Below are 12,890 nucleotides of genomic sequence, written 5' to 3'. Positions count from 1 at the left end.
AGGGCCGTGATCACCGTGTGCGGTTACGGCCCGCTTCGGCGTTGTTCCTACGCCCCTCGTCTGGCGGCATGTGCGCCCACGTCGTCGGACCGCCCTCTGCCGCATCGAGCGCACTTCCGACCGCACACAGAAGCTACAACCGGCCAGTCTCCAGGGCACCTTGAAACAATTCACTTACACACGTCCACGGGCACACATGATGATGTATGCATGGCACTGAAGGAGACACTGGAGCGCGTGGACGCGGACCTTGCCGCGGGACGTGTGCCCATGGCCCGCCAACGACTGCGCGGACTGGTCTCGTCCTACCCGCACTGCCCAGCTCTGCGCCGACGCCTGGCCGACATCTACCGGATGTACGGCGACCCGGCCGAGGCCGGCCGTTGGACGTACCTCGAAGAGGACAGGCTCCCGGACGAGGTCGCTGCCTTCAAGAAGAGGTACAGCGACCCGGTGCGCCGGATGCGCGCCCTGGCCTGGCAAGGCGCGGAATCGGCGGCCGACTCCCCCTTCACCGCAGAGCAGTTGGCAACCGTGCGGACCGCCGCATCCAAGGCCCTCGGCCGCCCGGTCACCTGGGACACCCTCGCCAAGGTGCGGGGTGACGCGCCGGAGGCGGGGTCGTTCCGCCAGTCCCTGATGGCCGTGGGCTGCGCGCTCTTGGCAATCGTGTTCGTCGCGATCTGGGTGAACGGGCTCCTCGACCTCTTCCACTGACAGCGAATGCCTCGAAGTCGCCCGTGGCTACGCCACCGCCCCTGTCCGCGACAGCGAGACGCCCCCACGGCCCGGCACTCGCCTTCTCCGCCGACGGCTGCTCGTCGTTCGTCGCTGCGGTCGAGGGCAACCGCATCATGGCCCGACCCCACTCGGGCCTACGCGTCGAGCACGTGCGCAACAGCCAGGGCGATGCGGTCGATCCAGTTGATCGCGTCCGTGGCGTCGGGCTCGGTGATGGGCCGTCGCTGCTTGAGGTCTCCGTCCACGAGGTCCGCGTCGTGCGCGATCTTGTTGCGACGGGTGGTGATGCTGACGTACTGAGCCTTCAGCGTCTTGTCGGTGTACGCGGTGCGGCCTCCCTGCCAGATGTTGATCTGCGCGGCGGCGCCCTGCCAGATGTTCTTGTCAGTCACCAGTTTCAGGACATCCGAGATGGCGCGTGGATTCTGCAGCGAGGCACTGCCCCACCTGTCCTTGACGTGCTCGACGACCACCTCGGCCAACGTGACGTCACCACGCTGCACGGCCTCGACCCGGTGCAGAGGAATCTCGTAGTTGCGGAGTTGCAGCGGCATGTCGGGGCTGTCCTTGGCGGCCAGTTCGGCGACGCGACGGAAGAGCTCCTCGTGGAACCAGTGGTCGATGGCGGCCACGGCCTGCACCCAGGCGGCCCGGTAGAAGTCGTCGACGTCGACCGTCGCCGGCTGGAAAGGGGCCAGATACCGCCCGGCATCGACCATCTTGCGGGCATAGGCGATGTTCGTGGTGAATGCCTCGAACTGACTGGTCTGCGGCCTGGGAATGGCCATCGATGAGCCCCCGTACTGTCACATGTCCTCCGAGCTGCGTAAACAGGTTTGGTGACGGTCCGGGAGCTCGTCAAGCGGCTTACCGACTCACGTGTCGTCGATGTCCGGTTCTCGATGCGCTGTCCGGTCGCTGTCCGGAACGAACCCTCTCGCGTGCAGCCGCAATCCTCGGCTCTCCGCGACCCGCTTGACGTCCCGCAGCGACTCACTCAGCCGACTTGCGAGGAAGTGGATCTCCGCCCCCGTGACTTTCTGGTCCGCCAGCAGGTCGGCGGCGTGGTCGAGCAGATCGCCCGCCATGCCGAGTTGGACACTCTCGATGCCGTCGGCCATCCGTGACACATAGCCGGTGCCGTCCCGCAGGACGTAACACGGCTTGCCCTCCTCCCCCGTCCAGGGCAGCAGCCTGAACGTCAGGTGTTCGCACCGCTCCCCGTTCATGCGGTGGCCTCGGCTCGACGAAGAGGCCGGGGCCCGATGTCCACACCGTGCACGGCGATCCACAATGTGCGCCGCCGACGCCGCGCCTCGGCCATCCGCCTCTCGTGCGCTTCGAGATACGGACGGACCAGCGGGCTGTCCTCCCCGCGCGGCGGACGCTCACCGGTACGGCGGACGGTGGGTCCGGCCACGTATACGCAGGAGTACGGATGAACGGCGGCGGGGGCGGCGAACGGGACCTGGCGCACCAGCCGCATCAGCGACTCGGTGACCCGACGGACGAGATTCTTCATGTCGGCGTGCTCTCCCTCTGACTTGCCCACGAACGGATGCGTTCTGTCGCGAACTCATCACAGAGTGGGGTCGGGCGTGGCTACGCTCCAGAGGTTCGGGCTTGACAGCCCGCCGGTCAGACAAGGGAGTTGGGGCTGCATGGCGATGAACCGGAAGCCGCGTACGCCGAGGGAGAAGTACGGGGAGGAGCTGAGGCTGCGACGGACGGCGGCGGGGCTGACTCAGGAGGCACTGGGTGATCAGGTGGTCTGCTCGCCAACGCTGATCAGCCATTACGAGGCGGGGCGGCGGCTGCCGAAGCCGGATGACGCGCACCGCCTCGATGTCGCATTGCGGACGGATGGCTTCTTCGTCCGCTGGCTGGATGACTTGGACTCGAAGTTCGCCCAGTACTTCGCGGCAGTCGCCGAGTTGGAGCGTGAGGCTACGGAGATCCGCCAGTATGCCGCGTCTCTCATCCCTGGCCTGCTCCAGACGGACGCATACGCCCGTGCCGTGTTCCAGGCATATCGCCCCAACTACCGTGCAGAGGAACTTGACGAGTTCGTTGTCAGCCGCATGGAGCGCGGCCGACTGCTCAGCAAGTCAGCGACTCCGGTTGCCTGGACCCTGCTCGACGAGGGTGCGCTCAGACGCCGCATCGGCGGGCCACACGTCATGGCGGAGCAGCTGAACAAGGTGGCAGATATGGCCGAGTCCGGTCGGCTGCGCCTACACGTGCTGACTTTCGCATCAGGAGCGCACGCACTCTTGGAGAGCATGGTCTACCTGCTGAACTTTGCGGATGCCTCACCGATCTCGTACGTCGAGGGTCTCCACACCGGACATCTGATGGATGATCCGGCGCTAGTGGAGGCCTGTCGCACGTCCTACACTCTCGCCCTGGGCGACGCGGCCCCACATCAGGAGTCAGTTGCCCTCGTCAGAGCCATCGCGGAGGAGCACGAACATGCACAGCTTCGAACACACCATCGCTGACGCAAGCACACTGACCGGGTGGCGCAAGTCCAGCTACAGCGGAGGCGCCAACGGCGAGTGCCTTGAGGTCGCCGACGGGTACCCCGACATCCCTGTCCGCGACAGCAAGACCCCGGGCGGACCGGCGCTCGTCTTCTCCGCCGACGGTTGGTCGTCATTCGTCACGGCGGTCAAGGGCGACCGCATGGCGGTCTGACGCGTTCCATGCCTCGCAACCGATCGACCTGGGCGAACGGCTGCGAGGCACTGTCACGCACCCCCGAGAAAACCTTCACGCACGGCCGGATCGCATAGCAGCCCCAGCACGTCGTCCTCGCCGTCGAAAAGATTCTCGGCGACCGGGAGGGCGGACTGGTGAAACATCGCGGCCAGTACATCCGCCAGCGGGCGGTCCCAGGCGATGCGGACCACGTCCCGCGCCTTGGTGTGTTGCCCCTTGTGCGTGGCGTTCCGCCACTCGGTAAGAAAGAGGCCCGCAGTCCGGTACGCGTCAAGACGCCCTTTGAGTAACGAACCGCGGTTGAGCCCGAACACGTCGATACTGGCAGTTCCTTGAGGACTCAGCGCCTCGTACCGGCCCACGCCAAGGATCAAGTGAATGTGCTCCAGCGGATCCTGGATCGTCGGATCCAGGAGCAACGGGCGCCCGTCCTCATCGCGTGGGAAGGTGTGCCGCTTGTAGTGGCTGTTGCACAGAGAGCAGGCCAGCAAGTGGTTCGGCCACGCAAACGTTCGTAACGGCGCCAGGGTGAGCGGCTCGAAGTGGTCGACGTCCGTGCCCTGGTTGTCGCCGCAGTACATGCAGCGCTCGTGTCCGGGCGCCATCTGCTCCAGTACGGATATGAGGGCCGGGTGGACGTGTCGGCGCACGGTGGTGTTATTCCACAAGTAGCGGGCCTTGTCGGCTGGCTTCTCAGCCTTCCGAATGTCGTCGGTGTGCGTCTCCATGCGAACGATCGTGTCCGGCGGCAGGACAAGACGCTGGAGACGGATCATCCCTGCCTCTCGCCCTCGTCGTCGGCGAGGTCCTTGAGGCGGGCGGACATCTCGTCCAGACGAGCTGTTGGAGAGCTGGTGAGCAAGCGTTTGATTTCCCGGTGCCGGTTAATCGCCTCCGCATTTGCCCGCCCGTGCAGGATGTCCCATTCCAAGGCGACCAGTTCGGCTCGGATCTGTTCAGCCTGCTCCGAATACGGGGTGTCCAGCCCGAAGAGGTCTGAGAGCACCGCGTCGTCGCCGCTGCCATAGACCACCCGCTCGAATTGCTCCGTGGAGACGACTCTGGGCGTCGCGTTCTCGTTGGCTCCTGGCAGCAGGACCAGACCGCCGGGGTCAGCAGATTGACAAATATAGGGGCTGTGAGTGGTGACGATGAACTGAATGTTGGGGAAGTGGGAGGTCATCCAAGGACCGATGCGGCGTTGCCAGGAGACGTGGAGGTGAGCGTCAATCTCGTCAATGAGAACCACGCCGGGGGCGTGGCTGAGCAGAGGATCTTGCTCCGGCGAGCGCCTGCGCAGATACCCGTACGCCCGGTGGATCCGTTTAAGGATGTCCATGACCAGGGCGGCGACTGCACGAAAGCCGTCGCTCATTTCCCGGAGAGGGAAGCGCTTCCCTTCGCGTTCGACCCAGAGGCCCTCGGAGTCGACGCCTTCGATCCGGTAGCCATCCGGGAGCAGTCCGTCCCGGAGGATGGCGAGTGCTGCCTCTTTGAGCTCTTCGGCTCCCGGCCGCCCCTCAAGTGCCCTCAGGTGAACGCCAACCAGCCACGAGAGACCGTCTGCCAATGCCGCATTCTCATGAAACAAGTGCACATGCCGAGCTACGGGGCCAGGCGCATGAGAAAGGAGTTCCACCTCGGCTGAGCCTGCAAGTTGCCGAAACGGCCCGTACGACGCGCAGAACCAGCCCATGGGGTTGTCTTCCCAGGGCCCGCGTCGGGCCTCGTAGTTCAGCTTTCCTTGATCCCCGGTCTCCTCTATCGAAGGCTGGACGCCTCGGGTAAACCTGACGCCCCTGTCCGAGGCATGTTCACGAGGGACGATCCACTTGAGGCCAGCGGTCAGAGGGGGGTCCTGCGAACTACCGTCCGTGAACCTGTCGTAGAGTTCCTCGAACGTGATCAGAACCTCGACATTGCCCTCTGCCGCCCCTTGAGTCACCCAGTTCGCGAAGCTTGGCATCAAGCTTCGGGCCGCTGTGGAACCACTGAGTGCAAGCGCAATCGCTTGAAGCAGTGTTGTCTTACCAGAACCGTTGCGGCCGGCCAGGACCGTCCACCCGGCGTGCGTACCGTCGGGGCGGGTCAAGGTCAGGTCGACCTGACGGGGGCCGTGGAACGATTTGATGTCCTGTACGGAGACCCGGCTGACGTACATGGGTAAAGGTGTCCGTTCGGTCGGTGCTGTGGGAAGGAGAGGGGAAGTGGCTACTCCGGCTCAGCGTCGGCAGGGACCTCGCCGCCGAGCGCCTCGGCGATCGCCGCGAACTCGCTGAGCGCGGCCTGGAGGTCCTGGACGATCTCGGCGGCGATCACCTCGGGCGGCAGGAGGCTGTCGGCGTCCTCAAGGGCCGGGTCCTTCATCCATGTGAGGTCGAGGTTGACCTTGTCGCGCTTGACCAGCTCGTCGTACGTGTACGCCTTGAAGCGGCCGCCGTCCTCGCCGGACGTATCGACGCGGTCCGCAGGCTTCTCGCCGTACGCCTGGACGAACTCCTCCAGGTCGGCGCGGGTCAGCGGGCGCTGCTTGAGGGTGAAGTGCTTGGCGGTGCGGAGGTCGTAGACCCAGACCTTGGTGGTGTGCGGCTTGCCGTCCGAGCGAGGGGTCTTCTTGTCGAAGAAGAGGACGTTGGCCTTCACGCCGCCCGCGTAGAAGATGCCGGTGGGCAGGCGGAGGATCGTGTGCAGGTCGAACTCGTCGAGCAGGCGCCGCCGGATCTTCTCGCCCGCGCCGCCCTCGAAGAGGACGTTGTCGGGGAGGACGACGGCCGCCCGGCCGTCGATGGCCGTCAGCGACATGATGTGCTGGAGGAAGTTGAGCTGCTTGTTGGTGGTGGAGGCGCGGAAGTCGTCACGGTCGTAACTGATGTCTTCCTTCTCCGCCTTGCCGTCCGTGCCGATCACCGTGATCGCGGACTTCTTGCCGAAGGGCGGGTTCGCGAGGACGAGCGACGCGTGCTTGCCGCTCGGCTTCGTGGCGAGCGCGTCGCCGATATCGATCAGGCTCTCGCCTTCGCTTCTGCCGATACCGTGGAGCAGGAGGTTCATCGCGGCAAGGCGGGCGGTGCCGGGGACGAGCTCGTTGCCCCAGATCTTGCCCGCGCCGAGCGCGAGGCGCTCCTCGCGGGTGAGGTCCTTCATGTGGTGCTTGCGGATGTAGGAATGCGCGGCGATGAGGAAGCCGCCGGTTCCGCAGGCGGGATCGGTGATGGTGTCCTCGGGGCGCGGACGCATCACCTCGACGATCGCGTCGATGAGCGGGCGGGGCGTGAAGTACTGACCGGCGCCGGTCTTGGTGTCCTCGGCACCCTTGGCGAGCAGGCCCTCGTAGGCGTCGCCCTTGAGGTCCGCGTCTCCGACGGTCCAGTCCTGCTTGCCGATGAGGTCGACAACGAGCTTTTCGAGGAGGGCGGGCTCGGTGATCCGGTTCTGGGCCTTGGTGAAGATCGTGCCGAGCGTGGTGCCGGGGCGGGTACCGAGGGCGTCGAGCACGTTGCGGTAGTGGAGTTCGAGTGCCTTGCCCTTCTTGTTGGCAAGGGACTTCCAGTCGTACGCCTTCGGCACGATCTCGGCGGCGTCCTCGTCCGAGAAGGGATCCTCGGCGATCTCGTCGACCATCTTGAGGAAGAGAAGGTACGAGAGCTGCTCGACGTACTCGATGGTGGAGAGGCCGTTGTCACGGAGGACATTGCAGTAGTTCCACAGCTTGGCGACCAGGGTGTTGGTCTGGGCTGCGGCCTGTGGGGCGAGCACGATGTTGTCTTCGACGGGGGCGGGGCCGGGGCCCTGTTCGGGGGTGGTGGCGGTCGTGGTCGCGGTCACAGGGCGAACTCCTGCTGTACGGCGTGGGTGGGGGCGGGGGTGGGGCTCGGCACGGGCGCTGAGATCGCGGGGGCCTTCGCCTTCGGGGACGCGGCGGGGGCGCGACGAGCCCGCTTAGCCCTGGGCTGAGCGGCACGCTCGGCCTGGATGCGGGCGAGGAGAGCGGTGGCGGGCTCGTCGGCGGGGTCCTGGAGGGTCAGCTGCCCATAGAACGCCTGCCGCAAGAGAGAGTTACGCAAGTGCTCTGCCCGTGCCTTGGCCAACTCAGCCGAGCCGGACAGCCGTCTCGCCGCATCAACCTTCGCGTCGACAGCCCTGAGAGTTTCGCGCTGCACTTCAACTGGTGGCAACGGAACGGGAAGGCTGGACAGCGACTCAATGTTGAGGTTGTACTGGCCCGCCGACGACGCGGCCCGTCGCTCAATCTCTCGCCGCCAAAGTGGACTTTGTGTCACAAGGTGAATCCACCGGGGCTCCACCAGTCCAGGCACTAGGCGAAACCTGATCAAATACGACGCGAAGGCCGCATCAAGGGCTTCCCTTACAACTCCCACCCTCCCAATGAGGCCAGGACTACCATTGGTACGCACAAATAGCAGGTCACCTGCCGAGAGAAAATACTTACTCAGGTCAATCGAATCATCCACCGCATTCTTCACATCTGACAGATCGATTGATCCACCCTGAACATTAGGGATACGCAGCACAGGGCTTCCTGCAGCATCCTGTGCACATTTAGTCGACGTACCGTACCCCGATTCATAGCATAGCGATCCGAGAGAAACGACAGTCCAATTTTCAGGCGGGAAGAAGCCGGGAACTGCGGTGGGGGTTGTAGCAGTCCAACGCCGACGAGCGCGCTTCCTACTCTCTTCATGGACTTCCGAAGGCTGCATCGCTTCGTCAGCTTCAACCCTTCGGCTGAAGCCGCCAGTCACGGCACGTGCCTGCACGGCAGAAATCAAGCGATCTACCTTCACTCCTGCCAGTTCCAGATCCGCCCCTGCAGCATCCAGGCGGGAGAGGTGGTCTTCGAGGGCCTCGACGACGCGGTCCTGCTCTTCGCGAGGCGGCAGAAGGAAGGGGGCATCAAGGAGAACCTGTTGCGAGATATTACGCATGGAATCCTTGGTGCCAGTCGCCTTGTCCGAGATCCACTGACGCATTTCCGGGGACCCCAAAAGATGGACAAGCCACTTCTTGCTCAACAGGTCACTGGGCACGAGACGCAGGCTCTTATCCGAGAGAAGCAGCTTCGACCGGCACTGACCAACCAGCACCGGAGCACCAACATATGCCCTGGTGTTAGCCCGGCTCACGAGAATGTCGCCAGGGCGAATTTCGTAGGCAGGGTTAATCGGGCGACCGTCTGGCACAGCCTTGTTCTCACGCTCGTCGAACAGGCCCCAGGTCATGGCACTTACCTTGATGATCCCCCACTCATCCACGTCGGCCTGACGAGGTTCGCACGCAAAAGACTTTCCAGCCTCAATGGTCAGCAAGACATCCCCGAGCTGGGCAGGCACCCACCCCGCCGGAAGTTCCTTCTCGCTCAAGCCAGTTCCCGATTCAGCTCAGTCAACAGATCCAGCGCCGGCTCTTTCCCGCCGAACGCCATCATGAAGCCGCGCCCCTTGCCGCGCTCCGTGAACGGCTCGTGGGCAAGCTCCGCCGGCTCTATGCCCACATCGCTGGCGACGACGTCCCGGATCTTCTCCAGCCACCACAGCTGCTCGTCCGTGAATTCGACGCCCGCCTGTCGCTGCCGCAGCAGCCAGCCCTCGAAGCGCTCCTCGACCACCGTACGGTACGGACGGAGCTCACTGTCCGCGCCCAGCTCGTAGCGGATCAGGCTGATCAGATCCGGGGTGCCCGCCTCACGGCCCGGACGAGCCACCGCCTGCTCCAGGTCCTCGTAGAAACCCCACAGGACGCGGGGCGTCCAGGCTCGCCTGGAGGCCTGAATCGTGGCGGCGAGTTCCTTGAGCGCGGCCCGGGCCTCGGCCGGGGAGACCGGGTTTCCGCTCCCCAAGGCGATCTGGATCGCCGCGTTGCGGTCGCGCTGCTTCTTCAGCAGGTCGCCCCACTCGTCCAGGTTCTCGCGGGCACGTTTCTCGCGTGGGACCTCTTCGACCTCCGTCACTTTGACGGCAGTCGTCTCGTCGTACGTCAGGTCCTTGTCGCGGCGGATTTCCAGGATCTGGCGGCGCAGCTCCGGGTTGCCGGTGAGGACGGATACGGCGTCCTCCACCAGCTTGCGGGCCGCCCCCGGGCCGCCCTTCCGCCTCGCCGCATCCTGCGCGTCGACGTCCACCGCGTCGACGATCCCGCGGGCGATCTCGGAGAGTGTGGTGCCGCCCGCCGTGTTGGCCAGGAGGTCCCGCTCCTCGGGCTTGAGCTGCTGGTTCAGCCGCGACAGGCGCCGCTGAAGGATTTCTGCCTCCTCCGCGCTGATCGCCCTCGTTCCCGTCTTGTCGAGCAGCTTGGCGAGGGAGACCTGCTTGCCCGTCGCCGGGATCATGGGCCGGGCGTCCACGAGCGGGGAGGTGGTGACTCCCGCCGCGTCGATCAGGACGAAGCGGTCCTTCGTCACGTCGTCGTCGGCGTCCGGGGTGACCTCGCGCAGTTCGGTGGCATCGATGGTGCGTGCGCCGCGTCCCTTCATCTGCTCGAAGAGGACCGCGCTGCGTACCGACCGCAGGAAGATCACGCACTCCAGGGCCCGTACGTCCGTACCTGTGGCGATCATGTCGACCGTGACGGCCACCCTCATCCGGGGCGAGTTACGGAGATCGTTGATCAGGTCGTCGGGGTTGTCGCCGTTCTGACGGCTCTTGTACGTGATCTTCTTTGCGAAGTCGTCGCCGCGTCCGAAGACCTCCTTGACCTGCTTGAGCACGTCCTCGGCGTGGTCTTCGCCGACCGCGAAGACGAGGGTCTTGGGGAGGTCCTTGCGGCCCGGGAACCAGCGCTGCCAGTTGTTCTTGTAGGTCGTGAGCACGGCGCGGATCTCGTCGACGGCAATCACCGAGCGGCCGATCTGGCTGGTGGTGTACGTGAGGTCGTCGTCGAGTTCCTCGTACCGCTGGGCCCTGGTCTTGCGGTCCTTGATCCGGACCGTCGTGCCGGCCTCGATCGTCGCGCCGCCCTGTTCGCGCAGGTCGGTGTTGACGCGGACGATGTCGAAGTCGACGTTGACGCCGTCAGCGACAGCCTGCTCGTAGGTGTACTCGGAGACCGTGTTCTGGTCGAAGAAGCCCCGGGTCTGCGCGGTAGGGGTCGCAGTGAGGCCGACGAGGTGGGCGTCGAAGTACTCCAGGACGCCGCGCCACAGTCCGTAGATCGAGCGGTGGCACTCGTCCACGACGATCAGGTCGAAGGACTCCGGCGGCACGTCCGGCTGGTATTCGACCTCGATGGGGCGGTCGGTGGCGTAGTTCATCCCGGGGTCGTCCGCCGGGCTGTCGGCGGACACCGCGCCCGCGGGCTGCTGCCCCGCGTCCGTCGCGTCGTCGCGGGCGTCGTCGTCCGTCAGCTGCTCGCCCTTGAGCAGGGCGTACATCTTCTGGATCGTGCAGATGACGACGGACGAGGTGTCCTGGAGTCCGGCCGCGCCCAGACGGTCGACGTTGTAGAGGTCGGCGAACTTCCTGCCGTCGTCGGGGGTGGTGTAGTTGCGGAACTCCGAGAGCGCCTGGCGGCCGAGGTTGTTGCGGTCGACCAGGAAGAGGACACGGCGGGCGCCCGTGTGGCGCAGTAGTCGGTAGGTCTCGGTGACGGCCGTGAAGGTCTTGCCCGCGCCGGTCGCCATGTGGATCAGAGCGCGGGGCTTGTCCTGGGCGAGGGACTGCTCCAGGCCGCTGATCGCATCGATCTGCGCGAGGCGCAGACCGTACGGCTCCAGCTTCGGCATGCGCCGCAGACCGGCCCGGAAGGTGGGAGCCCGGCGGTCCTCCGCGCGCTCCATCCAAGCGGCAACGGTCTCGGGGCGGTGGAAGGAGAACACCTCGCGGGACCGGGGCTCGGGGTCCAGGCGGTTGACGAAGTAGGTCTCGGTTCCGGTGGTGGCGTAACGGAAGGCGAAGGGCTCGGACTCCCGCCAGACGGCGAGACTGTGCTCCTTCAGCACACCCTTGGCATAGCGTTCGTTCTGGGCGAGGGCGCCGGAGAGGTGGTCGCCCTCGCGCTTGGCCTCGATGACACCGACGATCTTTCCGTCGACGTACAGGACATAGTCCGCGCGCCCGGTCGCAAGGGTGAACTCCCTTACCGCGACGCCCTGTCCGGCGATCGGGTTCAGGTCGGCGCGGTCCTGGACGAGCCAGCCGGCCTCGGCGAGCATGACGTCGATCTTCTGCCGGGCCTGGACCTCGTTGAGCGGGGCCGGGCGCTGGGCACGGTGCACGATGGCGTCGCGGGCGGCGGCGTTCACCCGGCGGGGCTGCTTGCGGTCGGTCTCGTACTGGGCCTGCTGCGCGGACCGCAGGCTGACGATCTCGGCTTCCATGTCCACGAGCCGGGCGGCCAGCGCCGCCTTGGCCTGCTGGGCACTGACCATCAGGGCTTCGGCCTCGGCGCGGGCCCGGCGCTCGGCTTCGAGGCGGTCGGTGGACTCGCTCAGCTTGACCCGGGACTGCGCCAGTGCGTCGCGCTGCCCGTCGAGTGCCCGGTGCAGTTCGGCGACCTCGGCCGGGTCCGTGAGTACGGGCATGGCGGGCGGCACGAAGGCGGTGACCGTGCGCTTGCCGGTCAGGGCGCGGTGGTAGAAGACCCCGAGCTCGTAGCAGAGCCGTACGGCCTCAAGGGCGCGGGTGGTGTCGAAGAGGTGGGCGTGGGCGGCCTCGTTGCGGTCGCGGCGGAGCCGGTCGAACGCGTCGTGCACAGCCGGGGTGAGCGCGCCGATGTCCGTGAGGGCCCGCAGCCGGTCGATCTGGCGGCTGCCCGTGACGCGGATGCCGGTGCGGGTGACCAGGTCCTCGGCCAGGACTTCGCCGAACTGGCCGGCCTGGACCTGGGCGGCGTTCGGATTGCTGAAGACGTTGAGCTCGGCCTGGGCTCCGTACAGGGCGAGAAGTGGCTGATGCTGATGGAGCACCCCGAAGTTCGGTGATGCCTTGGCCAGGTCTCGAAGCCGGTCGTCCACGCTGTTCCCACCCCGCTGGTACAGATCGTCAAGATGATCGAGTTTACGAGGCGTGGATTGGTCGGACCTTGGGTTCTGCCAGGTTCTTCATATTGGTGGCAAGAGCCGGTCGGCGCGGCCGGAATCACCTCGGCCTTCTTGGCTCGATCAGCTCCACGATGGACCGGACGGCGAACAGCTTCCCGCAGCCGGGTGTTCCGACTGCCTGCCACTCAGCACTCTTCCTTCGGGCGCGAGATGGTTCCGGCAGCACGAAACGGGGCCCGGTCAGAAGACCGGACCCCCCTCGCTGTCCCCCTCCGTCAGGGCTTCCCGATCCCCCCGGATCCCTCCCCGGAAGCGCCCGACGCCAGATACGACCCGGCAGGGTGCCGAACGGTTGCACACCTTGACGATCTCTTTACCCCGATGGCACATCGCGGCGCCCTCGCCGCACCCCGTTCCGGTTCCCGTTCGGGCC

The 12,890-nt window shown here is 65.9% G+C and carries 11 protein-coding genes; 3 read left to right on the top strand and 8 right to left on the bottom strand.

The window, feature by feature from the left end; translation table 11 throughout:
• Nucleotides 1-210: 210 nt before the first annotated feature.
• Nucleotides 211-717 (top strand): DUF6584 family protein, encoded by a 507-nt coding sequence (locus ACH4EW_RS03175; RefSeq protein WP_398250528.1) that lies wholly within the window; start codon nt 211-213, stop codon nt 715-717.
• A gap of 158 nt (nt 718-875) precedes the next feature.
• Here ACH4EW_RS03175 and ACH4EW_RS03170 read toward each other — a convergent pair whose 3' ends face one another.
• The 3 genes from ACH4EW_RS03170 to ACH4EW_RS03160 form a co-directional block, all read right to left on the bottom strand.
• Nucleotides 876-1,529: a hypothetical protein gene (locus ACH4EW_RS03170; protein WP_398250525.1), complete on the bottom strand. Its 654-nt coding sequence runs from the start codon at nt 1,527-1,529 to the stop codon at nt 876-878.
• Nucleotides 1,530-1,616: 87 nt separating this feature from the next.
• Nucleotides 1,617-1,970 (bottom strand): hypothetical protein, encoded by a 354-nt coding sequence (locus tag ACH4EW_RS03165; protein ID WP_398250522.1) that lies wholly within the window; start codon nt 1,968-1,970, stop codon nt 1,617-1,619.
• Nucleotides 1,967-2,263: a hypothetical protein gene (locus tag ACH4EW_RS03160; protein WP_398250519.1), complete on the bottom strand. Its 297-nt coding sequence runs from the start codon at nt 2,261-2,263 to the stop codon at nt 1,967-1,969. The genes ACH4EW_RS03165 and ACH4EW_RS03160 overlap by 4 nt, the downstream gene beginning before the upstream one ends.
• Nucleotides 2,264-2,402: 139 nt before the next feature.
• Here ACH4EW_RS03160 and ACH4EW_RS03155 point away from each other — a divergent pair, with 139 nt between their 5' ends.
• Nucleotides 2,403-3,242, top strand: coding sequence for a helix-turn-helix domain-containing protein (locus ACH4EW_RS03155; protein WP_398250516.1), 840 nt, complete (start codon nt 2,403-2,405; stop codon nt 3,240-3,242).
• Nucleotides 3,214-3,438: a DUF397 domain-containing protein gene (locus tag ACH4EW_RS03150; protein ID WP_398250513.1), complete on the top strand. Its 225-nt coding sequence runs from the start codon at nt 3,214-3,216 to the stop codon at nt 3,436-3,438. Before ACH4EW_RS03155 ends, ACH4EW_RS03150 begins: the two co-directional genes overlap by 29 nt.
• Nucleotides 3,439-3,491: 53 nt before the next feature.
• Here the strand turns inward: ACH4EW_RS03150 and ACH4EW_RS03145 are convergent, their stop codons facing one another.
• The 5 genes from ACH4EW_RS03145 to ACH4EW_RS03125 all read right to left on the bottom strand — a co-directional run bounded on the left by ACH4EW_RS03145 (nt 3,492) and on the right by ACH4EW_RS03125 (nt 12,430).
• On the bottom strand, nt 3,492-4,190 hold the full coding sequence (locus ACH4EW_RS03145) for an HNH endonuclease (RefSeq protein WP_398250510.1): 699 nt from the start codon (nt 4,188-4,190) through the stop codon (nt 3,492-3,494).
• Between the two features lie 44 nt (nt 4,191-4,234).
• On the bottom strand, nt 4,235-5,623 hold the full coding sequence (locus tag ACH4EW_RS03140) for an AAA family ATPase (protein ID WP_398250508.1): 1,389 nt from the start codon (nt 5,621-5,623) through the stop codon (nt 4,235-4,237).
• Between the two features lie 50 nt (nt 5,624-5,673).
• The gene (locus ACH4EW_RS03135; RefSeq protein WP_398251257.1) at nt 5,674-7,221 is read right to left on the bottom strand and encodes an N-6 DNA methylase; all 1,548 of its coding nucleotides are present in this window, start codon (nt 7,219-7,221) and stop codon (nt 5,674-5,676) included.
• 62 nt (nt 7,222-7,283) lie between these two features.
• Complete coding sequence (locus tag ACH4EW_RS03130) at nt 7,284-8,843, bottom strand: restriction endonuclease subunit S (protein ID WP_398250505.1); 1,560 nt, start codon at nt 8,841-8,843, stop codon at nt 7,284-7,286.
• Nucleotides 8,840-12,430 (bottom strand): DEAD/DEAH box helicase family protein, encoded by a 3,591-nt coding sequence (locus tag ACH4EW_RS03125; protein ID WP_398250502.1) that lies wholly within the window; start codon nt 12,428-12,430, stop codon nt 8,840-8,842. The genes ACH4EW_RS03130 and ACH4EW_RS03125 overlap by 4 nt, the downstream gene beginning before the upstream one ends.
• Between the last annotated feature and the right edge of the window lie 460 nt (nt 12,431-12,890).

This window comes from Streptomyces sp. NPDC018000 (assembly GCF_044328025.1).
In the GTDB taxonomy this organism is placed as follows: Bacteria; Actinomycetota; Actinomycetes; order Streptomycetales; family Streptomycetaceae; genus Streptomyces.
This window is presented reverse-complemented; position numbering and strand designations above follow the sequence as displayed.

What these genes read in the sequence shown, in the direction of transcription:
- ACH4EW_RS03175 (WP_398250528.1), top strand. Translation starts at nt 211, where the DNA reads ATGGCACTGAAGGAGACACTGGAGCGCGTGGACGCGGACCTTGCCGCG.
- ACH4EW_RS03140 (WP_398250508.1), bottom strand. Translation starts at nt 5,623, where the DNA reads ATGTACGTCAGCCGGGTCTCCGTACAGGACATCAAATCGTTCCACGGC.
- ACH4EW_RS03155 (WP_398250516.1), top strand. Translation starts at nt 2,403, where the DNA reads ATGGCGATGAACCGGAAGCCGCGTACGCCGAGGGAGAAGTACGGGGAG.
- ACH4EW_RS03150 (WP_398250513.1), top strand. Translation starts at nt 3,214, where the DNA reads ATGCACAGCTTCGAACACACCATCGCTGACGCAAGCACACTGACCGGG.
- ACH4EW_RS03170 (WP_398250525.1), bottom strand. Translation starts at nt 1,529, where the DNA reads ATGGCCATTCCCAGGCCGCAGACCAGTCAGTTCGAGGCATTCACCACG.
- ACH4EW_RS03165 (WP_398250522.1), bottom strand. Translation starts at nt 1,970, where the DNA reads ATGAACGGGGAGCGGTGCGAACACCTGACGTTCAGGCTGCTGCCCTGG.
- ACH4EW_RS03160 (WP_398250519.1), bottom strand. Translation starts at nt 2,263, where the DNA reads ATGAAGAATCTCGTCCGTCGGGTCACCGAGTCGCTGATGCGGCTGGTG.
- ACH4EW_RS03145 (WP_398250510.1), bottom strand. Translation starts at nt 4,190, where the DNA reads ATGGAGACGCACACCGACGACATTCGGAAGGCTGAGAAGCCAGCCGAC.